The 20,157-nt window shown below is 56.5% G+C and carries 23 protein-coding genes; 15 read left to right on the forward strand and 8 right to left on the reverse strand.

All coding sequences use genetic code 11. The features are described 5' to 3' along the window. Positions 1-129: 129 nt before the first annotated feature. Positions 130-627 (reverse strand): TlpA family protein disulfide reductase, encoded by a 498-nt coding sequence (locus KOE80_RS05085; protein WP_026484403.1) that lies wholly within the window; start codon positions 625-627, stop codon positions 130-132. 108 nt (positions 628-735) lie between these two features. Between KOE80_RS05085 and mpl the strand changes: the two genes are divergently transcribed. The 8 genes from mpl (at position 736) to KOE80_RS05125 (ending at position 9,255) form a co-directional block, all read left to right on the forward strand. Further along, entirely contained in the window at positions 736-2,100 is a 1,365-nt protein-coding gene (gene mpl / locus KOE80_RS05090) for a UDP-N-acetylmuramate:L-alanyl-gamma-D-glutamyl-meso-diaminopimelate ligase (protein ID WP_060186662.1), read from the forward strand. A 28-nt stretch (positions 2,101-2,128) separates the two neighbouring features. Further along, positions 2,129-2,716, forward strand: a complete 588-nt coding sequence (locus tag KOE80_RS05095; RefSeq protein ID WP_026484405.1) for a YqiA/YcfP family alpha/beta fold hydrolase — start codon at positions 2,129-2,131, stop codon at positions 2,714-2,716. Between the two features lie 41 nt (positions 2,717-2,757). Next, positions 2,758-4,647, forward strand: coding sequence for a ribonuclease catalytic domain-containing protein (locus KOE80_RS05100; protein WP_022983598.1), 1,890 nt, complete (start codon positions 2,758-2,760; stop codon positions 4,645-4,647). A 5-nt stretch (positions 4,648-4,652) separates the two neighbouring features. Beyond that, positions 4,653-5,522 carry an energy transducer TonB gene (locus KOE80_RS05105; RefSeq protein ID WP_226348552.1) on the forward strand — a complete coding sequence of 290 codons (870 nt, stop codon included), beginning with the start codon at positions 4,653-4,655 and terminating at the stop codon, positions 5,520-5,522. Positions 5,523-5,628: 106 nt separating this feature from the next. Further along, on the forward strand, positions 5,629-6,480 hold the full coding sequence (gene aroE, locus KOE80_RS05110) for a shikimate dehydrogenase (protein WP_009460598.1): 852 nt from the start codon (positions 5,629-5,631) through the stop codon (positions 6,478-6,480). A 1-nt stretch (position 6,481) separates the two neighbouring features. Continuing rightward, on the forward strand, positions 6,482-7,201 hold the full coding sequence (mtgA, locus tag KOE80_RS05115) for a monofunctional biosynthetic peptidoglycan transglycosylase (protein WP_035275164.1): 720 nt from the start codon (positions 6,482-6,484) through the stop codon (positions 7,199-7,201). 53 nt (positions 7,202-7,254) lie between these two features. Next, the gene (lptG, locus tag KOE80_RS05120) at positions 7,255-8,415 is read left to right on the forward strand and encodes an LPS export ABC transporter permease LptG (RefSeq protein ID WP_022983599.1); all 1,161 of its coding nucleotides are present in this window, start codon (positions 7,255-7,257) and stop codon (positions 8,413-8,415) included. A 3-nt stretch (positions 8,416-8,418) separates the two neighbouring features. Further along, positions 8,419-9,255 carry a symmetrical bis(5'-nucleosyl)-tetraphosphatase gene (locus KOE80_RS05125; protein WP_026484411.1) on the forward strand — a complete coding sequence of 279 codons (837 nt, stop codon included), beginning with the start codon at positions 8,419-8,421 and terminating at the stop codon, positions 9,253-9,255. A 5-nt stretch (positions 9,256-9,260) separates the two neighbouring features. Here the strand turns inward: KOE80_RS05125 and KOE80_RS05130 are convergent, their stop codons facing one another. The 4 genes from KOE80_RS05130 to KOE80_RS05145 form a co-directional block, all read right to left on the reverse strand. Then, positions 9,261-10,025, reverse strand: coding sequence for a lysophospholipid acyltransferase family protein (locus KOE80_RS05130; protein WP_009460588.1), 765 nt, complete (start codon positions 10,023-10,025; stop codon positions 9,261-9,263). Between the two features lie 23 nt (positions 10,026-10,048). Further along, positions 10,049-10,456, reverse strand: a complete 408-nt coding sequence (gene ruvX / locus KOE80_RS05135) for a Holliday junction resolvase RuvX (RefSeq protein WP_009460586.1) — start codon at positions 10,454-10,456, stop codon at positions 10,049-10,051. Between the two features lie 16 nt (positions 10,457-10,472). Then, positions 10,473-10,994 (reverse strand): YqgE/AlgH family protein, encoded by a 522-nt coding sequence (locus tag KOE80_RS05140; RefSeq protein ID WP_009460584.1) that lies wholly within the window; start codon positions 10,992-10,994, stop codon positions 10,473-10,475. 112 nt (positions 10,995-11,106) lie between these two features. After that, on the reverse strand, positions 11,107-11,271 hold the full coding sequence (locus tag KOE80_RS05145) for a rubredoxin (RefSeq protein WP_009460582.1): 165 nt from the start codon (positions 11,269-11,271) through the stop codon (positions 11,107-11,109). Between the two features lie 122 nt (positions 11,272-11,393). On the opposite strand from KOE80_RS05145, the gene KOE80_RS05150 reads away from it, so the two are divergent. The 3 genes from KOE80_RS05150 to hemL are packed head-to-tail and all read left to right on the forward strand — an operon-like array spanning position 11,394 to position 14,228. After that, positions 11,394-12,221, forward strand: coding sequence for a bifunctional hydroxymethylpyrimidine kinase/phosphomethylpyrimidine kinase (locus tag KOE80_RS05150; RefSeq protein WP_052159304.1), 828 nt, complete (start codon positions 11,394-11,396; stop codon positions 12,219-12,221). Further along, positions 12,214-12,900 (forward strand): thiamine phosphate synthase, encoded by a 687-nt coding sequence (gene thiE / locus KOE80_RS05155; protein WP_022983601.1) that lies wholly within the window; start codon positions 12,214-12,216, stop codon positions 12,898-12,900. The genes KOE80_RS05150 and thiE overlap by 8 nt, the downstream gene beginning before the upstream one ends. A 44-nt stretch (positions 12,901-12,944) precedes the next feature. Next, positions 12,945-14,228, forward strand: a complete 1,284-nt coding sequence (gene hemL / locus KOE80_RS05160) for a glutamate-1-semialdehyde 2,1-aminomutase (protein ID WP_035270437.1) — start codon at positions 12,945-12,947, stop codon at positions 14,226-14,228. A gap of 55 nt (positions 14,229-14,283) precedes the next feature. Here the strand turns inward: hemL and KOE80_RS05165 are convergent, their stop codons facing one another. Next, positions 14,284-15,933 (reverse strand): AMP-binding protein, encoded by a 1,650-nt coding sequence (locus tag KOE80_RS05165; RefSeq protein WP_226348553.1) that lies wholly within the window; start codon positions 15,931-15,933, stop codon positions 14,284-14,286. A gap of 732 nt (positions 15,934-16,665) precedes the next feature. Between KOE80_RS05165 and KOE80_RS05170 the strand changes: the two genes are divergently transcribed. Continuing rightward, positions 16,666-17,196, forward strand: coding sequence for a MarR family winged helix-turn-helix transcriptional regulator (locus KOE80_RS05170; RefSeq protein ID WP_226348554.1), 531 nt, complete (start codon positions 16,666-16,668; stop codon positions 17,194-17,196). A gap of 94 nt (positions 17,197-17,290) precedes the next feature. Beyond that, positions 17,291-18,517 carry a bifunctional glutamate N-acetyltransferase/amino-acid acetyltransferase ArgJ gene (gene argJ / locus KOE80_RS05175; RefSeq protein ID WP_226348555.1) on the forward strand — a complete coding sequence of 409 codons (1,227 nt, stop codon included), beginning with the start codon at positions 17,291-17,293 and terminating at the stop codon, positions 18,515-18,517. A 74-nt stretch (positions 18,518-18,591) separates the two neighbouring features. On the opposite strand, the gene KOE80_RS05180 is transcribed toward argJ, so the two are convergent. Both KOE80_RS05180 and KOE80_RS05185 read right to left on the reverse strand, forming a co-directional pair. Next, the gene (locus KOE80_RS05180) at positions 18,592-18,753 is read right to left on the reverse strand and encodes a DUF1328 domain-containing protein (protein WP_009460570.1); all 162 of its coding nucleotides are present in this window, start codon (positions 18,751-18,753) and stop codon (positions 18,592-18,594) included. A gap of 105 nt (positions 18,754-18,858) precedes the next feature. Beyond that, positions 18,859-19,062: a CsbD family protein gene (locus tag KOE80_RS05185; protein WP_009460568.1), complete on the reverse strand. Its 204-nt coding sequence runs from the start codon at positions 19,060-19,062 to the stop codon at positions 18,859-18,861. A gap of 395 nt (positions 19,063-19,457) precedes the next feature. Between KOE80_RS05185 and rplU the strand changes: the two genes are divergently transcribed. After that, on the forward strand, positions 19,458-19,769 hold the full coding sequence (gene rplU, locus KOE80_RS05190; RefSeq protein WP_003801901.1) for a 50S ribosomal protein L21: 312 nt from the start codon (positions 19,458-19,460) through the stop codon (positions 19,767-19,769). Positions 19,770-19,819: 50 nt separating this feature from the next. Beyond that, positions 19,820-20,080: a 50S ribosomal protein L27 gene (rpmA, locus tag KOE80_RS05195; RefSeq protein ID WP_009460566.1), complete on the forward strand. Its 261-nt coding sequence runs from the start codon at positions 19,820-19,822 to the stop codon at positions 20,078-20,080. Positions 20,081-20,157 lie beyond the last annotated feature (77 nt).

Below are 20,157 nucleotides of genomic sequence, written 5' to 3' on the forward strand. Positions count from 1 at the left end.
TACGCTAAATAACGTCATTTGTCCATAAACCTGCTTGGCTTACAAACAGTTAGCATTGGTCCCATCCCGTTTGAAACAGGGGTGGACCAGACCGACAATTTGACGAAATTAAGCGAAAAAGTCGGCCAGTTAGCGTTGAGCTTTAATAACTTCGTCCAACTTTTCGGGATCTATCTGGCCCAAAATGCGTTCACTGACCCGGCCATTGCTGCCAAACACGACAGTAAAGGGCAATCCGCCCTTTTTATTGCCCACGCTGCGCATTTGTTTCAAGCCACCCGAACCAGCCAGCAAAATGTCGTAACTGACCGGCACGCGTTCCAGAAACTCTTTCACGTTATCCAGCGAGTCCACTGCAATACCCACAAAGTTCACCTCGGGGTAGCGTTTGTGCAGTTCCTGCAGATCCGGCATTTCCTTGACGCAAGGTGCACACCAGGTCGCCCAGAAGTTGACCACCAGGGGCTTGCCTATATAAGTAGAGAGCGCACGATCTTCGCCCTGAAGATCCTTGAAGCTTTGCGCCAGGAAGGGGTCTGAAGGCAGCAAACTGGCCCAAGGGGCGGGATGCAGGGCCAAAAGACTTGCACACACTAGCGATTTCTGCAGAAAAAGACGCCTACGCATACCGGCTCACACCTGAAAAAATATCATCTGGGGATGATAGCACCGGCCCTCACCAAAGCTCACGCATCAGATCAAACAGTCGTCTAGAATACAGGCCGGAGGATTGTCATGCACATACATATACTAGGAATTTGCGGCACATTCATGGGTGGTCTGGCCCTGATTGCCCGCTCGGCTGGCCATACGGTTACCGGTTGCGATGCCGGGGTCTACCCGCCCATGAGCACGCAGCTGGAAGAACAAGGCATTGAGCTTATTGAAGGCTTTGGCGCAGAGCAAACCAGGCTGTCCCCTGATCTCTATATAGTGGGCAACGTGGTGACGCGCGGTAATCCTCTGATGGAAGCCATTCTGGATCAGGGTCTGCCTTATACATCCGGCCCGCAATGGCTGGGCGAGAACATTCTGCACAAGCAGCACGTTCTGGCCGTGGCCGGCACGCACGGCAAGACCTCCACCAGCTCCATGCTGGGCTGGATACTGGAGCAGGCCCAGCTGTCCCCCAACTTCCTGATCGGTGGCGTGGCCCCCGGCCTGGGTGTGTCGGCCCGCTTCAATCCAGAACAATCCTTGTTTGTGATCGAGGCCGACGAATACGACACCGCCTTTTTCGACAAGCGCTCCAAATTTGTTCACTACCGCCCCCGCACGGCCATCCTGAACAATCTGGAATACGATCATGCTGATATCTTCCCTGATCTGCACGCCATCCAGACCCAATTTCACCATCTGGTGCGTACCATCCCCTCCACCGGGCTGATTCTGCGTCCCACCCACACCCCCAGCCTGGACGAAACCCTGGCCCGTGGATGCTGGACGCCGGTTGAACAGTTTGGCCCCGACGGAGATTGGGACAGCAAGGCAATCAGCGCCACCTCTTTCGACGTGATGTTCAAAGGCCAGTCCCAAGGCATCGTCCAATGGACACTGACCGGCGAACACAATCGCCTGAACGCTCTGGCCGCCATCGCCGCTGCCCACCACGTGGGCGTCAAACCTGAACAGGCTTGCGCGGCACTGAGCCAATTCGCTGGCATCAAGCGCCGTATGGAAGTGCGTGGCGTGGTCAATGACATTACCGTCTACGACGATTTTGCCCATCACCCTACCGCCATTGCTACTACGCTAGCCGGTTTGCGCAGCCAGACAGGTAAAGCCACCCGAATTCTGGCCGTGCTGGAGCCACGCTCCAACACCATGAAGCTGGGTGCCATGGCCGCACGCCTGCCCGGTTCGCTGGAAGATGCCGACCTGGTTTTTTGCTACGGCGAGACCCAGGGCAAGCACGCGCTGGGTTGGGATGCGGCCAAGGTCCTGGCTCCTTTAGGGGATCGCGCCACAGCGTGGAATGATTTGGATAAAATGGTTCAGGCCATTGTTCAGGCCAGCCAGCCCGGCGATGCCATTGTCGTGATGAGTAACGGCAGCTTTGGCGGCATTCATCAGCGCCTGCTGGATCAACTGTCACGCTGACCCTCTTATCTATATAGCAGGTGCCTCCATGATCCTCTATCTACACGGCTTTCGTTCCTCGCCTTCGTCCTACAAAGCGCAGCGCCTGAAACAAACCATGCAGGACAGGGGCTTGCTGCACCTGTGGCGCTGCCCGCAATTGCCCGCCAGCCCGGCCCAGGCCATTGCCATGTGCAAGCGCATTGTGGACACGGAAATGCAGGCCGGCATGAGCGCCGATCAATTGTGTGTGATCGGCTCCTCGCTGGGCGGTTACTATGCCAGCCACCTGGCGCAGCACTATCACAGCCGCGCCGTGCTGCTTAACCCGGTGGTCTACGCAGGGCGCGATCTGGCTACGCAGGTGGGCGAGCATGTCTGTTATCACTCGCCCGACCCGTTTCACTTCCTGCCCGACTATGTGGATGAGCTTAACGACATTCACGTACCACGCCCCAGCGATCCCCAGCGCTTTTACCTGCTGGCCGCCAAAGGTGATGAAGTCCTGAACTGGCGCGAGATGGCGGACTGGTACAAAGGCAGCCAAGGTCACATTCTGGAAGGCGGAGATCACGGCCTGACCGACTTTGATCCCTGGATCGACGAAATTTTGCGCTTTGCCCTGCAACAACCTTAACTATCTTTACCGGATGGCCAGCACCATCCAGATGGAAAATCATGTACGTCCTTTTTGAAGACAGCGGTAATTTCAAAGCAGAAAAAATATTTTCTGACAGCGATACCACCATGCAGGTGGAATCCGCGTCTGGCAAACGCAGCAAAATAAAGAAAAACAGCGTTCTATTTACCTTCGAGCAGCCCGCCCCGGCAGAACTGCTGGAAAAAGCCCAAGCGCTGGCCGAATCCCTGGATATCAATTTTTTATGGGAATGCGCCCCCCAGGAGGAGTTTGAAGCGTCCACGCTGGCACAGGATTATTTCGGTCACGCGCCCAGCGCTGTCGAAAAAACCGGCACCATCTTTGCCCTGCACAGCGCACCCGCCTACTTTCACCGTCGTGGCAAAGGGCTGTACCGCCCTGCTCCGCCAGAAATTTTGCAAGCCGCTCTGGCCGCCATTGAAAAGAAACGCCTGCAGCAAGAGCAAATCCAGACTTGGGCCGAACAGATGATCAAGGGCGAACTGCCGCCCGAAGTTGCCGAGAAAGCCAGCACCTTCCTGACTCAGCCAGACAAGAACACGCTGGAGTGGAAAGCGTTTGATCAGGCCCAGAAAGAACTGGGTGTCAGCACGGAAAAGCTGCTGCTGTCGCTGGGTGCCTGGTCCAATCCACTGACTTTGCATCAACATCGCTTTTTGGCCGCGCACTTCCCCAAAGGGACAGGCTTTCCGGAGATTGCCCTGCAAAATTGGGGGCAGGACCTGCCCGAGGCCGATGTCACCGCCTACTCGGTGGACGACGCCAATACGATTGAAATTGACGACGCCCTGTCCGTCCAGCACCCGGAACCGGGCCGCCTGCGTATCGGGGTTCACATTGCCGTGCCTTCGCTGGCCTTGGCTCGTGGCAACGAGATCGACCAGATTGCCCGCAATCGCATGGCAACGGTATACACACCGGGCTACAAGATCCCTATGCTGCCGCCCGAGCTGATCGCGCATTTCTCCCTGGATCAAGGGCAGACTCGTCCTACCCTGTCGCTGTATGTAGACGCCGACATCAGCACTGGTGAAATCCTGTCGCATCAGACTCGTCTGGAACGCATTACCGTGGCGGGCAACCTGCGCCAACACGAGCTGGACCCGCTCATCAGCGAAGAAGCTCTGGCCGACGAAAACGCCGAACTGCCCTATGCACAATGGCTGCGTCCGCTATGGAACTTCTCGCGCCAACTGTCAGCCCAGCGTGAAGCCGTGCGAGGCAAACCGGAAAACAATAACCGTGTGGAATACAGCTTCGAGCTGGATGGCCCGCACGACGATCCAAACTCCATCATTCGTCTGGTGCCACGCGTGCGCAATGCGCCGCTAAGCCTGCTGGTAGCTGAATACATGATTCTGGCCAATCAGCTGTGGGGCGGTTTGCTGGCCGAGCACAATGTGCCCGGTATTTACCGCTCCCAGCAGTTCATGCGTACGCGTATGTCTACCACGCCCGGCCCGCACGAATCCATTGGTGTGCCGCAATACATCTGGTCGACCTCGCCTCTGCGCCGTTATGTGGACCTGATCAATCAGGGCCAGATTCTGGCGGCGGCCGAGCACGGCATCTCCGCACGCCTGGCCGCCCCCTTCCAGCCCAAGGATGCGGATCTGTACGCCATTATTGGCGCCTTTGAATCGCAATACACCCAGTGGTCGGACTACCAGTCGTCTCTGGAGCGCTTCTGGTGCCTGCGCTGGCTGCAACAAAACGACATCAAGCAAGTCCAGGCCAACTTCATCAAGGAAGATCTGGTGCGCCTGAGCAATGCGCCGCTGGTTCTTCATGTCCCCGGCCTGCCAGCACTTGAACGTGGTCAGGAAGTCACGCTGGATCTGTTGTCCTTCGACGAACTGGCTTTGACGGTGGAAGCCCGTTTGCGCTCGGTCGCCACGGCTGACTGACGATCATGACCAAGCTCGACCGCCGCCACGCGCCCAAAGACTATTTGTGGCTGGCGGTCGCCCTTTCGGCACTGATTCATCTTTTGCTGATCTTCTGGCCGGCTCGCGCGCCCTCACCCGCACCAGCCAACAGTCTGGATGTAGCACTGGTCAATTTCAGTACCGACTCGGCACCGTTAAGCCCCCAACTGTTGGCGCAGTTGAATCTGGATGGCGGCGGAGAGCATCAGCAAGGGCAAGCCAGCAATCCTTTGCCGCTGACCGATCCCAATCTGCCGAATCAGTTAGTGCTGGAAGCCTTGCGTGCACGCCAGCAAAGCCTGGAAGCTGAACAGCAGCGCCTGCTGGGCGAGCTGGAAAGTCAGGACAAGGTACCTTTGTCGACACCCAGCTTTGAATATATTGGCGCGTCCATTGAGCCCGGCCCGGACGACCATGAGCTGGAACCACAAGTGCAAAATAGCCAACTGGCGATTTTACGTGAGCAGATTCGTGAACAACAACGCCAACCCCGCTACCACTATGTAGGCCCCAGCGCCAAAGCCAGCGAACAAGCCCAGTACCTGGATCAGTGGCGTCAAAAAATTGAGCAGACCGGCACCCGCCACTATCCGAAGCAAAATGGCGAGCAACTGTACGGTCAGCTGCAAATGACAGTCTATATCCGGCGCGATGGCAGCCTGCTGCGTGCCCAGATTACTGAGCCTTCAGATCAGGCCGCCTTGAATCTGGCGGCCCGCCGCATTGTGGAACTGGCCGCCCCCTTCGCCCCCCTGCCCGAACAAGTGGCTCCTGGCGCGGATGTACTCGTCATTACCCGCAGCTGGAGTTTTACGCATGACAGGCTCAGTATGCACGGCACGGATGTGCAATAAGATCGTATTGTCCACAGCAAGCTCTGGCAAAAGCAGACCCTAGGGTAAAATATGCGCTTTCAGCCTTGGGGCTGACACCTCACAACAAGACAAGCATCGCTCAACCATGCCCGACACGACTCCCGCCAAGCGCTACGGCGTTATTGGTCACCCTATCGAGCACAGCCGCTCTCCACAAATCCATACGCAGTTTGCCAGCCAGTTCAATCTGGCCCTGAGCTACGAGCGCATTCTGGCACCACTGGATGGCTTTAACGCCACCGTGGAGGAGTTTTTCAGAGACGGCAGCGGCCTGAATGTCACCTTGCCCTTCAAAGAGCAGGCTTATGATCTGGTGGGCCCACGCTTGAGCCGTCGCGCTCGCATGGCCGGAGCCGTCAATACGCTATGGCTGGAAGATGGACAGTTGCATGGCTGCAATACCGATGGCGTGGGCTTGTGCTCGGACCTGCTGCGTGTCGGCCACAACCCGGAAGGCAAGCGTATCTTGCTGATCGGTGCAGGTGGTGCCTCGCGTGGAGTGGTGTTCCCCTTATTGGAAGCCGGTTGCGAAATGCTGCACATCATCAACCGCACCAGCGCCAAAGCCTACGACATTCGTGAGCAGGTCGTTGCTCTGGACCCGGATGCCTCCCGCCGCCTGAGCGCGGGCGGTCTGGACGATCATTGTGGCGACTGGGACATTGTGATCAATGCCACCTCGGCCAGCCTGAACCAGAATCTGCCCGAACTGCCAGATGCCCGTTATCGCAGCAACTCTCTGGCCTACGATATGTTTTATGCCAGCGAACCCACTGCCTTCATGCGTGCCGCCGAGCAAGCCGGTGCCACACATAGCAAAGATGGCCTTGGCATGCTGGTAGGCCAAGCGGCCGCCAGCTTTCAGATCTGGCACGGCGTAGAGGCCGATGTCGAACCCGTACTGGCCCAGCTGCGCCAGGACATCGGACAAATCTGACGTGCGTCGCCTTCTGGCCCATCCCTGGAAACTGGCTGGCCTGGCCGTTCTGGCCGTGGCCGCTGGTGTTCTGCTTTATCAGATCGCCCTGTTTCTGATGGTGCTCTGGTACAGCGTGGTGCCGCCCCGCATGACCACCTTCATGGCGGCCGAACAGGGCCAGTTGCGCAGCGCCAATGCGGATGCCGAACTGCGCTATCAATGGGTGCCGTACGACAAGATCAGCGCCAATTTGAAACGCGCGGTGATTGCCTCCGAAGATTCGAACTTCCTGAACCATTCGGGGGTCGAATGGGACGCCATTCGCAAAGCCTGGGAATACAACCGTCGCCAGTCGGAAAAGGGCTCTACCCGCCGTCGTGGTGGTTCTACCATTTCCCAGCAACTGGCCAAGAATCTGTTTCTATCGGAATCACGCAGTTATCTGCGCAAAGGTCAGGAATTGATTCTGACCTATATGATTGAAACCGTCATGAGCAAGGAGCGCATCCTGGAGCTGTACCTGAACGTAGCTCAATGGGGAGAAGGCGTTTTTGGTGCCCAGGCGGCGGCACGCCACTACTTCAAGGTTGATGCGGCCAAGCTCAGTGCCATGCAGGCCGCCCGTCTGGCGGGCATGTTGCCCAACCCGGCCTACTATGACAAAAACCGTAACAGCCCCTATTTGCAATCGCGCACGCGCACTATCAGTCAACGTATGCGACAAGTCGCTATTCCCTGACTGCAATCCGCATTTTTGTTAAGCTAGCCACGTCTTTCCTGGGCCCTATTTTCATGCGCACCGCACGCCGCTATCTCGCTTCCGAAATCTATCGCTCCAGCGCCGTGGTGCTGATTGCCCTGCTTGGCCTGTTCACCTTTTTCGCCCTGATTGAAGAGCTGGACAAGGTCGGTTCCAAGTTCACCCTGATGAATCTGTTTTACATCCAGGCCCTGGAGCTGCCCACCCGTCTGTACGACCTGCTGCCCATTGGCCTGTTGATTGGTGCCACCCTGGCCCTGGCCAGTCTGGCTCAGCGCAATGAGCTGGTAATTTTGCGTGCGTCAGGCGTTAGCGGCCTGCACATGATGCTGATGCTCTGGACCATTACCCTGCCCCTGGTAGGGGGGGCCTTTGTTTTGTCCGAGTATGTCACCCCCATGGCCGAGATCAAATCCAGTGAGCAAGGCATGGCCTTGCTGGGACGTTCCGGTGGCGGCCGTCTGGACAGTGGCTACTGGTTCAAGGAGAGCAATGACAGTGGCGGGGTGCGCATCATCAATATTGCCAACCTGCAGGGCGATGGCAAAGTAAGCGATGTCAGCGTGTTCGACTTCGCGGATGGGCAGCGCCTGAGTGCAATGACTCAAGCGCCCAGCGGACAGTTCCACAAGAACCAGCTGGACTTGCAGGACGTTACCGAGACCCAAGTCAATGAGCAGGCCCACACGGCTCTGTCACAGGATAAGGCACCTGATCAAGCGCTGGTCAAAATTGAAAAACGTCCCACCTTGACGCTGACCACCACGCTAACGCCGGATCGACTGATTGCACGCGTCGTGACACCCGAGCGCATGTCCATTCTGGACCTGAAGGACTACATCGGCTATCTGGACGCGAACAAGCTGCAGACCAAACGTCAGGTTGTGGCCCTGTGGCGCAAAGTCGCTTACCCCTTTACCTTGCTGGTCATGATTACCATTGCTGCGCCTATCGGCTTCATGCAGACCCGCCACGGCGGTGTGGGCACCAAGGTCTTTACCGGTATCTTGCTGGGCGTGGGCTTTTTCATGATCAATCAGCTGGCCTTGAACGTGGCCATGCTCAGCAATCTGGCGCCGTGGGTCACCGCTCTGGTTCCGAACCTGATCGCCATGGCCATGGCCTTGAGTGCTCTTATCATGATGGAAAACCGGCACAACCGGCGTCGTCGCAACTCCAGCACAACCAACTAAATCATGTCCTTAGCTACTTCCCCTGCCATCTGGGCGATTGGTGATATTCAAGGCTGCTGCCGCCCCCTGGACAGCTTGCTCAGCCATCCTGATGTTGCAGCCGACAGCCAGGCCAAATTCTGGTTTGCAGGCGATCTGGTCAACCGTGGCCCGGACTCTCTGGGAGCGTTGCGCCTGATTCGTTCTCTGGGCGATCGCGCCGTCTGTGTACTGGGCAACCACGACATTCACTGTCTGGCAGTCGCTGCCGGGGTGCGCAAGCCCGGCAAACAGGATACCTTGCAGGAACTGCTGGCCGCGCCGGACGCACAAGAGCTGCTGGACTGGCTGCGACACCAACCGCTGGCTCATTATGAGCATGGCCATCTGATGGTACATGCCGGAGTGCACCCCGACTGGAGCCCGGAGCAAACGCTGGAATACGCCCACGAGCTGGAAGCACTCTTACGTGCGGATGACTGGCAAGACAAGATTATTGAGTTGTTCGGCAACAACCCGGATCGCTGGGATGCTGGGCTACAAGGCTACGATCGCCTGCGCGCCATTGTCAGCACCTTGACCCGCATGCGCATGTGCGATGTGAATGGCCGCATGGACTTCAAGCACAAGGGTGCGCCGGATGCCGAGTCCGGCTTGCTAGCGTGGTATGAAATGCCGAATCGCGCCTGTGCCCAGGTCCCTATTATTTTTGGACATTGGTCTACGCTGGGCTTGCTGAACACGCCTACCGTGATCAGTCTGGATACCGGCTGCGTCTGGGGTCGCCAGCTTAGTGCTGTACGCCTGCAAGACCGGCATCTGGTTCAGATTCACTGCCCGGAAAGCAAGAAACCGGGCTAAAGCCATCAGGCCTCGACAGTGACGGCCTCGGGGCACACGACCGCACGGATCTGTTCACGAGCTGTTTGTGCCGTTTGCGAACGTCCCCACTCCGTACAGGATTGAGCCGGCATCAGGTCCAGAAAATGGCAGTGCACAGAGACATTACGCGCACTGAGCAGAACCCAGATATTGCCAACCAGAGACTGCTCGCCCACAAAGGCAAAGCGCTCACTGCGCTGGCCTTTCTGCTCAAATACCAGAGCCACCGGCTGAATATCCACATTCAGGCTGATAGCCGTCTCAAACAAACTGGCGTGGAAAGGCTGTACATCCAGTCCGGTTGAAGTGGTGCCTTCAGGGAACAGACCTACGGCATCACCACGCTCAAAGCACACAGCCATTTGCTGGCTGACAATCTGAATGGCGCGACGCTGTCCGCGCTCAATGAAAACCGTCCCTGCACCCGCCACCAGCCAGCCAATCACTGGCCAACGGCGAATATCGCTTTTTGCAATGAAAGAGGTACTACGCACGCTGTTGAGTACAAAAATGTCCAACCAGGAGATATGGTTGGACACATAGAGCACGGAGCGATCCTGAACAGCCTGGCCGTGCTGCAGTACACGCACGCCGCAGATCAGCATCAAGAGGCGCGACATGCGCAACACCATGACGCGGCGCCCGCCTGGACGCAATACCGGAAAAAGCAGACCGACGCTTAACAAGCCGACCACGATCCACACAATCAGAGCGACAGCGCGCCAACTAAAACGAAATAAACTAATCAAAAGGCTGCAACCTTGTAGAGAGCTCAGGCCGGTGGCAGGCTGTCCAGATATCGCTGCAGGATCACGCAAGCTGCCATGGCATCATCATCGTCATTATTGCCCAGCAATTCTTGAGCCTCCATGCTGGAGCCCCGCTCATCGACCAGGTCTACTGCAACGCCATAGCGACCGTGCAGTTGGTTGGCAAAACGCCGACACCGCAGCGAAGCATACTGCTCGCCACCATCCAGGGTCAAAGGCAAACCTACCACGACGCGATCGGGCTGCCATTCCTTGAGCAAAGCCTCGATAGCCGCAAAGCGCTGTTCCCGTGTAACGGGCCGCAAAATCGTATAAGGGCGGGCCTGGCGCGTCAAGGTGTTGCCCAGCGCCACGCCAATTTTTTTCAGGCCATAGTCAAAGGCCAGCAAGGTTTGCGCCGAGCTGACCATTGACGGTGTTTCGTGTTCAGGCATGGCCCGCAGCACCTGTCAGGGTAAAAGGACTGATTCCCAGCAAGGCCAGGGCGCGATCATAGCGCTCCCCAACCGGGGTAGAAAACAGGATTTCATGGGTAGCCTTGATGCTCAGCCAGGCATTGTCGGCCATCTCGCTTTCCAGCTGGCCCGCAGCCCAACCGGCATAACCCAGCGTGACCAGCATATGCACTGGCCCCTGGCCTTGGGCCACGTCCTGCAGCACGTCCCGCGAAGTAGTCAGAGTCAGATCACCTACCCCCAGACTGGAGGTATAGGTTTTATCGGAATCATGGAGAACAAAGCCGCGATCCGTTTGCACCGGTCCACCGAAGTAGACAGACGTCGCGGCCAGATCAGCCCGGTTTTCCACATCCACCTCGATACGAGACAGCAGTTCAACCAGGCTCAGATCCGTTGGTCGATTGATAACAAGGCCCAAGGCACCTTGCTCATTATGTTCACAGACATAAATCACCGTGTCGGCCAAGCTGCCCGAAACCACACCGGGCATGGCAAGTAACAGGTGGTGCGTTAGATCAGCGCTTTCTTGGATTAGCGGGGACTGGCTAGTGGCACTCATACACACCTCCCGTCAAAACAAACCACCTTGGAACTTGAGATGATCACACTTGGATCATTTCGAAGTCTTCCTTACGAGCGCCGCATTCGGGACAGACCCAGTTCGGAGGGACGTCTTCCCAGAGTGTGCCCGGCGCAATGCCTTCCTCAGGCAAACCTGCTTCTTCATCATAAATCCAGCCGCAAATCAGGCACATCCACGTACGCATAGTATTCCTACTGTATTTGTAAACATAGTCCGATCCGCGTGCAAATCGGGGCAATCCATTAAAATGGGGTTCATATTACTAAATTACTCAACCCGTGACATCCAGAGCCTTGCCGGCCCTGCATGGGTAACCAAGACAAGATGGCTGCTGAAATCAAAAATTCAAGTCCTGCTCTGGCGCTCGTGCTGGCTCCTTATGATCCCAGCGGCGGTGCCCACCTGCCCGCCGATGCCATCACTGGCGCTCATCTGGGCTGCCATATCGTCAGCGTGCCCACCGCCTTGCTGGTGCGCGATAGCGCGCAGCAAGAAAACATTCAGACCCTGGCAGAGGACATTGCCGACGACCAGGCGCGCTGCTTGCTGGAGGACATGAACATTCAGGCCATCAAGTGCGGTCCTGTCTACAGTCCTGAAATCGCCAGCATGGTGGCCGAGCTTTGCTCCGACTACCCTGAACTGCCCTTGGTCCTGCACCTGAGCGCCATGCCCACCGGCCTGGACGAACTGGATGCGGACGATGCTCTTGATGCCAGTTTACGCCTGCTCCTGCCCCTGAGCTCCTTATTATTGATCGACCACCCCAGCCTGGAGCGCTGGCAGGCCGACGAGCTGCTGGGCGACACCCCCGATGCCGTGGAAACCTTGTTGAATAACGGAGCCAATGCCGTACTGGTCACCGGCGTCCCCGGTGCTGCCGGACAATGGCATACGCGCTTTCAGGGACACCACGGTCGTCTGGACTACAGCATGCCGCTGGATGGCGGCCTGCGTCAGCAGGACATAGACAGTTTGCTGGCTACCGCCTGCCTGAGCTTTCTGGCTCAAGGCCACGAGCTGGATAACGCGGTAGAATCAGCCTTGTTGCACCTGCAGGCACGTGCCAGTGACACCTTCCAGCCCGGTATGGGCCACCGCCTGTTCAACCCTGTTGTTCCCCAAAATGACTGACGCCACCACCCTGCGCTTTCCTGCCGGTCTATACGGCATTACTCCCGAATGGGACGACACCGCCCGCTTGTTGAACGCCGTGCGTGCCGCTCACGAAGGGGGGTTGCAGGTCTTGCAGTTCCGTCGCAAGAACGGCCCGGAACCAATCCGCCAGCAACAACTCAAAGAGTTGATCAAGCTGTGCCTGTCTTTGGATCTGCCGCTATTGGTGAACGATCACTGGAGCTGGGCACAAGAGTTTGACGTGCAAGGCGCGCACCTGGGTAAAAGCGATGGCGAGTTGACCCAGGCCCGTCAGGCACTGGGGCCGCAAGCCCTGCTGGGACGCTCCTGCTATAACAGTCTGGATCTGGCTCGCCAGGCCCTGGCAGACGATGCAGACTACATTGCCTTTGGGGCCATGTACCCTTCCAGCGTCAAACCCGAAGCCCCCCCGGCTGAGCTGAACACCTTGCGACAAGCTCGACTGCTTTGCCAAGAACAAGAACACGAGGGACGGCGTGCTGCCATTGTTGCGATTGGCGGCATCACACCCGAGAAAATGCCCGAACTGCTGGAAGCAGGGGTCGATAGCGTTGCCGTTATCAGCAGCCTGTTTGAAACCAGCGATATACGTGCCACGGCGCAACGCTTTACTGACTACTTTCACGCCCAGGACTCATCGCGCTTTATGCGCTGACCCCTTGCCTGGCCTTGACCTTTTCACATCTGGATTCTTGCCTCATGTCCCGTAACTCCGAACTTTTTGAACGTGCCTGCAAAGTCATCCCCGGCGGCGTCAACTCGCCCGTCCGTGCCTTCGGTTCCGTGGGCGGCACCCCGTGCTTTATCGAACGCGCTCAGGGCCCTTACATCTGGGATGCAGACGGCCAGCAATACACGGACTACGTGGGTTCCTGGGGACCGGCCATTCTGGGCCACTCCGATCCGGACGTTATCAAGGCCGTACAGGAAGCCGCCGTACACGGCCTGTCCTACGGCGCGCCTACCGAAGGCGAAGTCGTGCTGGCTGAAACTCTGACCAAAATGCTGCCGTCCATCGAGCAAGTGCGTCTGGTCAGCTCCGGCACCGAAGCCACCATGAGCGCCATTCGTCTGGCCCGTGGCTTTACCGGCCGCAACACCATCATCAAGTTTGAAGGCTGTTACCACGGCCACGCTGACAGTTTGCTGGTCAAAGCCGGTTCCGGCTTGCTGACCTTTGGCAACCCCACCTCTGCAGGCGTGCCAGCCGAATTTGTCGGCCACACCCTGGTGCTGGACTACAACGATCTGGACGCCGTGCGCGATGCTTTCAAACAGAAAGGCAGCGAAATCGCCTGCATTATCGTTGAGCCTTTTGCCGGCAACATGAACCTGGTGCGCCCAGCCCCCGGCTTCCTGGAAGGCTTGCGCGAACTGTGTACCGAATACGGTGCCGTACTGATTTTTGACGAAGTCATGACCGGCTTCCGTGTTGGTCCTCAAGGCGTGCAAGGCCTGACCGGCATTCGTCCTGACCTGACCACCCTGGCCAAGGTGATTGGCGGCGGCATGCCCGTCGGTGCTTTCGGTGGCCGTCGCGACATCATGCAATGCGTCGCTCCCGTCGGTGGCGTTTACCAGGCAGGCACCCTGTCCGGTAACCCTGTTGCTGTGGCCGCGGGTCTGGCAACCTTGAAGAAACTGGCTCAACCCGGTTTCTACGACACCCTGACAGCCAACACCGCCAACCTGATCCAGGGCTTGAAGGCCGCTGCAAAAGAAGCAGGCGTACCTTTTACGGCAGACCACCAGGGCGGCTTGTTCGGTATCTACTTCAGCGAAACCGTGCCCACCTCCCTGGCCCAAGTGTCGGCTGGCGACATCGAGCGCTTCAAGCAGTTCTTCCACGCCATGCTGGACAAGGGTGTGTACTTCGCACCCTCGGCCTTTGAAGCAGGTTTTGTTTCGGTGCAGCACACCCCGGACATTACCGACGCCACTGTGCAAGCGGCACGCGAAGTTTTTGCCACCTTCAAAAACTAAAAGCGCCGGACAAAAAAAGCGGGCTATATGCCCGCTTTTTTTATGCTCTGAACACTCAGTCTTGCGCCATCTGCCGCAAGACAAAGCGCTGCAACTTCCCTGTCTCGGTACGAGGCAAGGAAGTCACGAACTCAATGGCGCGTGGATACTTGTACGGCGCTGCGTTCTCTTTCACAAAATCCTGCAGCTTCTTTTTCAGCTCATCGTTTCCGGTAAAGCCAGGCTTGAGCACAATGAAGGCCTGCACAATCTGGCCCCGTTCTTCATCGGCGGCACCTACAACGCCACACTCGGCCACAGCCTCGTGCTTGAGCAAGGTGCCTTCCACTTCAGGACCGGCAATGTTGTAGCCCGAGGAAACAATCATGTCGTCGTTACGAGCCTGGTAATACAGGTAGCCGTCCTCGTCCATCTTGAAGGTGTCGCCAGGGAAGTTCCAACCGCCCTGAACAAACTGCTTCTGACGCTCGTCATTCAGGTACTTGCAGCCTGTAGGCCCCTTTACGGCCAAACGGCCTACCGTACCGACTGGCACCGGATTCAGATCATCGTCCAGAATCGTGGCGACATAACCGGGCACCACTTGGCCAATGGCACCAGCACGCACTTTTTCAGGTGGGCTGGACACGTACACGTGAATCATTTCCGTGCCACCAATACCGTCCGTCATCTCGATGCCGCTGGCCTGTTTCCAAAGCTGACGCGTTGCATCGGGCAAGGCTTCGCCTGCCGACACGGTGGCACGCAAGCTGGCCAAGGAATAACGGTCCACCAAACCAGCCATCTGACGATAGAAGGTGGGCGCGGTAAAGCTCATGGTCACTTTGAAGCGGTCAATCATGCCCAGCAGATCGGAAGGTGTCAGACGCTCCAGCAAGACAGTCGATGCCCCCACACGCAGCGGAAAGCACAGCAGACCACCCAGGCCGAAGGTAAAGGCCAAAGGAGGCGTACCGCAGACCACATCATCCGGGGTCAAACGCAGCACGTGGCGCGAGAAGGTATCGCACATTGCCAGCACATCACGATGGAAGTGCATGCAACCTTTGGGCTGGCCAGTCGTACCGCTGGTGAAAGCGATCAGACAAATATCGTCAGCCGCGGTATCGCAAGCAGTGAACGCTTCGGGCTTGTCAGCCAGCAAGGCTTCCAGACCATTAGCGCTTTCATCGTTAAAGCACAGCAGTTGCTTCAGAACGGGCGTGTAGGAGCCGTGCGCGGAGTCCATGCAATGCTCCAGCTCTTCACGCAAGCGCTCGTCACACAGGGCGGCATGAATCTCGGCCTTGTCCAGAATGGTCTTCAGTTCCACGGCACGCAACAAAGGCATGGTGGGAACCGTCACCAGACCGGCCTTGATGCTGGCCAACCAGCAAGCGGCCATCATGGGGTTATTGGGGCCACGCAGCAAAACCCGGTTGCCTGGCACCAGCTTCAGATCCTCAACCAGAACATGAGCAATACGGTTGGTCAGCACGTCCAGCTGCTTGTAGGTCAGACTGCGATTCTCATCGCCCTGTGCCCACTGCAAAGCCACACGATCACCATGCCCCGCTGCTACCTGCTCCCCCAACAACGCGACAGCGCAATTAAGACGAGCGGGGTAGTCCACATCCGGATTTCCTTCCAGCAACATCTCCGGCCACCACTCCATGGGTGGCAGATTGTCGCGTGCAAAGGTATCAAGGTGCGCTGAACGTTCCATCCTTATCTCCTGCGTAGATTACGCCCCACTCAGGCGTAGACCCTGATCCATCAAAGGCGCCAGCCAAATTGGCAAGGTCTATATTGTTTAGTTCTAAAGGATATTAGCAAAAAAAACGCTTCAGTATCAGCAATCCCGACTACGGGTTATCCGCAGTAGCGCATCATCCTCAGCTGTTTCATGGGTATCCTGAACTGACCCGTAAATCTCTGATGTTCTTGCCTGTGCAACGCAAAATTCAATAATAAATTTCAGGATACGAGAAACAAATTGATCCACAGCATGCCTATTTTTCAATTAAGAAAAATTACTGCAGGCATTATTTTTGAAACAAAAAAAAGTATCAAAAATAGCAGGAAAATGATTAGGCAAATGAACGGTACAGAAGCAAATGCCTTATACTTCAACTAAATAATCACTTGCATTTAGCCAGCTTATCGCATCGGGTCAAAGTAAGAGCGCCGACCCAGGAGTATTCAAAGCCACGGTTGAAAAAGTAAATAGCAGACAAGAGTTTGCATTTTTTTACTCAATGCTTTGTCACCCTTGCCAGCGCTTTCTATCAAGTTGATTAATTTAAGCTTAAAAACGAATTTACTTTGATCTGTCGCAATGTCAAACTTCGAACCAGCCCCTAAGATACCTTCCAAGCTAACCCAGCTTGCTCATGGCTGCGGTCTGCGTCCTTCAAAGCTAAATATTTTGGACATGCACCATTAAGGCAAGCTATCTATGATCATGAACGATATCCCCGCTTCCGCCGTCGCCGATGCCGCTCCCGACTTGGAAAGCCGTGCCCACAGCGACGACCACTTCGACACCCGACTGTGGCTACGCTTGATGGCCTGCACCAATTTGGTCGAGGGCGAAATTCGCAGCCGTCTGCGTACTGAACACAGCACCACCCTGCCTCGTTTTGACCTGATGGCGCAATTGCAACGTCAGCCCGCCGGCATGAAAATGAGCGAGCTGTCCCGCCACCTGATGGTCACCAACGGCAATATCACCGGCATTACGGACCAGCTGGAAAAAGAAGGCCTGGTCGAGCGCATCAAGGTGCTCACCGACCGTCGCAGCTCCCTGATCCGCCTGACACCCAAGGGCAAGCGCCAGTTCAAGAAAATGGCGGCCTCCCACGAGCAGTGGCTACAGGAGATGTTTGCCAATCTGTCGGAAAAAGCGCGCGTCAACCTGTTTGAAGCCCTGGGCGAACTCAAGCTGATCACTCGCAACAACGTGGCCATGGCTGCTCGCGAAAGCTAAGCGCTCCGGCGCGACCAAAGATATGCTCAGGCGGCTCAAAGCAAGTATCATTACTGCTTTGAGCCGCCTTTAACATTGTTTTTCGGATCGCGTCATGGCCGTCAATCTGTTCATTCCCTCTGAATCTGATATTCACCCCGTTGCCGGTGTCAAAATCGGTATTGCCGAAGCCGGTATTCGCAAGGCCAACCGACGCGACCTGACCGTGTTTGAATTGGCCCCCGGTACCAGCGTGGCCGGTGTGTTCACCACCAACCGTTTCCGTGCTGCTCCAGTACAAGTGTGCGAAGCGCACTTGGCTACGCACGATGGCATCCGCGCCCTGGTCATCAACACCGGCAATGCCAACGCTGGCACAGGTCAGGCTGGTTTGGAAAAAGCACAGCAAACCTGCACGGAAACCGCGCGCCTGCTGAACATCCTGCCCCAGCAAGTGTTGCCCTTTTCCACCGGCGTGATTCTGGAGCCTCTGCCCATGGATCGCCTGCTGGGCGCTCTACCTGCGGCGGTGAACGATCTGGCCGACAACAACTGGTTCAATGCTGCTCACAGCATCATGACCACCGACACGCAACCCAAAATCGTGTCTCGTCAAATCCAGTTGTCGGGTAAAACCATCACACTGACCGGCATCAGCAAGGGCGCGGGCATGATTCGCCCCAATATGGCCACCATGCTGGGTTACCTGGCTACGGACGCCGGTATTGCTCCCGAACTGCTGCGCGATATGTGCCGTCTGGCAGCGGACCGCTCTTTCAACCGCATTACGGTTGATGGCGACACCTCCACCAACGACTCCTTCATCATCATGGCAACCGGCCAAAGCGGTGTCACGGTAGAGTCGATTGCAGACCCGAACTACAACACCTTGCTGGATGCCCTGGTCGACGCCTCGCGCGAACTGGCCCAGAAAATCGTGCGTGACGCCGAAGGCGCTACCAAGTTCATGACCATTCAGGTTGATGACGCCGGCTCCAGCGAAGAAGCACTGAAAGTGGCTTACGCCATCGCTCACTCACCTCTGGTGAAAACAGCCTTCTTTGCCTCCGACCCGAACCTGGGCCGTATTCTGTGCGCCATTGGCTACGCCGGCATTAGCGATCTGGACGTGAGCAAATTGCGTCTGTGGCTAGGCGATGTGCTGGTGGCCGTGGACGGTGGCCGCAACCCCGATTACCAGGAAGAAGATGGCCAGCGCGTCATGCAGGAAGCCGAAATTCTGGTACGTGTTTCTCTGGGCCGTGGCCAACACAGCGAAACGGTTTACACCTGCGATTTCTCGCACGAGTACGTCACTATCAACGCGGACTACCGCTCCTGATAAAAAAACCGCCTCCACCCAATCGGTGGAGACGGTTTTTCCTTACGGACAAGCCCGCCACTGGCGGGCTTGTTCTATTTCTTGCCCATGCCCTTGACCAGCGAGAGCACCGCCAGAATCAGGAACACGACAAACAGGATCTTGGCAATCGAAGCAGCACCAGCGGCAATGCCACCAAAACCCAGCACAGCAGCCACGATAGCTACAATAAAAAAGATTACGGCGTAGTAAAGCATACGATTCTCCTCATCATCAGTACGTACAGGGACAGCACCTTGTCTGACGGGCCATCTCAACGACAGCTCATGAAATACCTACAGACAAAAAAAGGTTCCCACCCGCTAACGGTCGTACTTGTCGTAGAAGTCTTTAACCTCGCGCTCCGCCTCTTCGCGGGTACGGCCATAGCGCTCTTGCACCAGACCGGCCAATTGCGTGGCATCCCCTTTCACCTTGGCCCACTCATCATCCGTAATTTCGCCCCAGACGCTGCGGGCTTTACCGGCCAGCTGTTTCCATTTGCCTTCGATCGTGTCCTTATTCATACGTTTCCCCTTAGTAGGTCCGAAAAATAAATGACTTACGCTTCTGTGAACGCAACAGCTCTACCGTAGCGGAAGGCGAGCCACTCAAAGGCCACAGATTGAGGAGAAATGTAACAAATTAGCGAGATGCCCTGTTCTGGGTGAGGCAGGTCCCCTCACACGTCCTTTACGACCCGAAGGCAAGGGGTCTCCCCTGCCTACCCAGTGAAAAACGAAAGGATTGGATGCAAAATACAGACAGGAGAAGGCCCAAGCCATTGACAGCAAAGCCTTTTTGCCCTATTATTTTTTGCTTGGCATTTTGCGTGTCAAGATTTTTTTATGTTAGATGGCATTACAGCGGGCTGTTATTGGCCTTTTACGCGATGCCTGTTTGACTCTTTAAGGGATTCCCTATGTACGCGGTTATAAAAACCGGCGGTAAGCAATATCGCATTACTGCTGGCCAAAAACTCAAAATAGAACAGATACCGGCAGACATTGGGCAAGAAATTTCGCTTGACCAGGTTCTGTCCGTCGGCGAAGGTGAAGCACTGCAAATCGGTGCTCCTTTCGTTGCTGGCGCTGTGGTCAAGGCTACTGTTCTTGCGCAAGGCCGTCACGACAAAATCAAGATTTTCAAAATGCGCCGTCGCAAGCACTACCGCAAAACGCAAGGCCATCGTCAAAACTACACCGAAATCCGCATCGAAGCGATCAACGCCTAAGTTGTTGCTAAAAGCGAATTTGGTATTTTCTTCATCTAGGAGCTAAAGAAATGGCACAGAAGAAAGGCGGCGGCTCTACGCGGAACGGCCGTGACTCACAGGCCAAACGTCTGGGCGTTAAAGTCTACGGCGGTCAGGTAATTTCGGCTGGCGGCATCATTGTTCGTCAGCGCGGCACTCAGTTTCACCCCGGCGTGAACGTGGGCATTGGCAAAGACCACACCCTGTTCTCCCTGGTCGATGGCAAAGTTAAATTTTCCATCACTGGTGCTCTGAACAAGCGTACCGTTTCGGTCGTTGCTGGCGAATAAGCCACCCGATCAAAGCGTACTCGCTGCGAAAAAGCCCTGCCGCCCTAGGCAGGGCTTTTTTTATGCATGGCCAACCC

The organism is Alcaligenes sp. 13f (assembly GCF_020496585.1).
Lineage (GTDB): Bacteria > Pseudomonadota > Gammaproteobacteria > Burkholderiales > Burkholderiaceae_B > Alcaligenes > Alcaligenes phenolicus.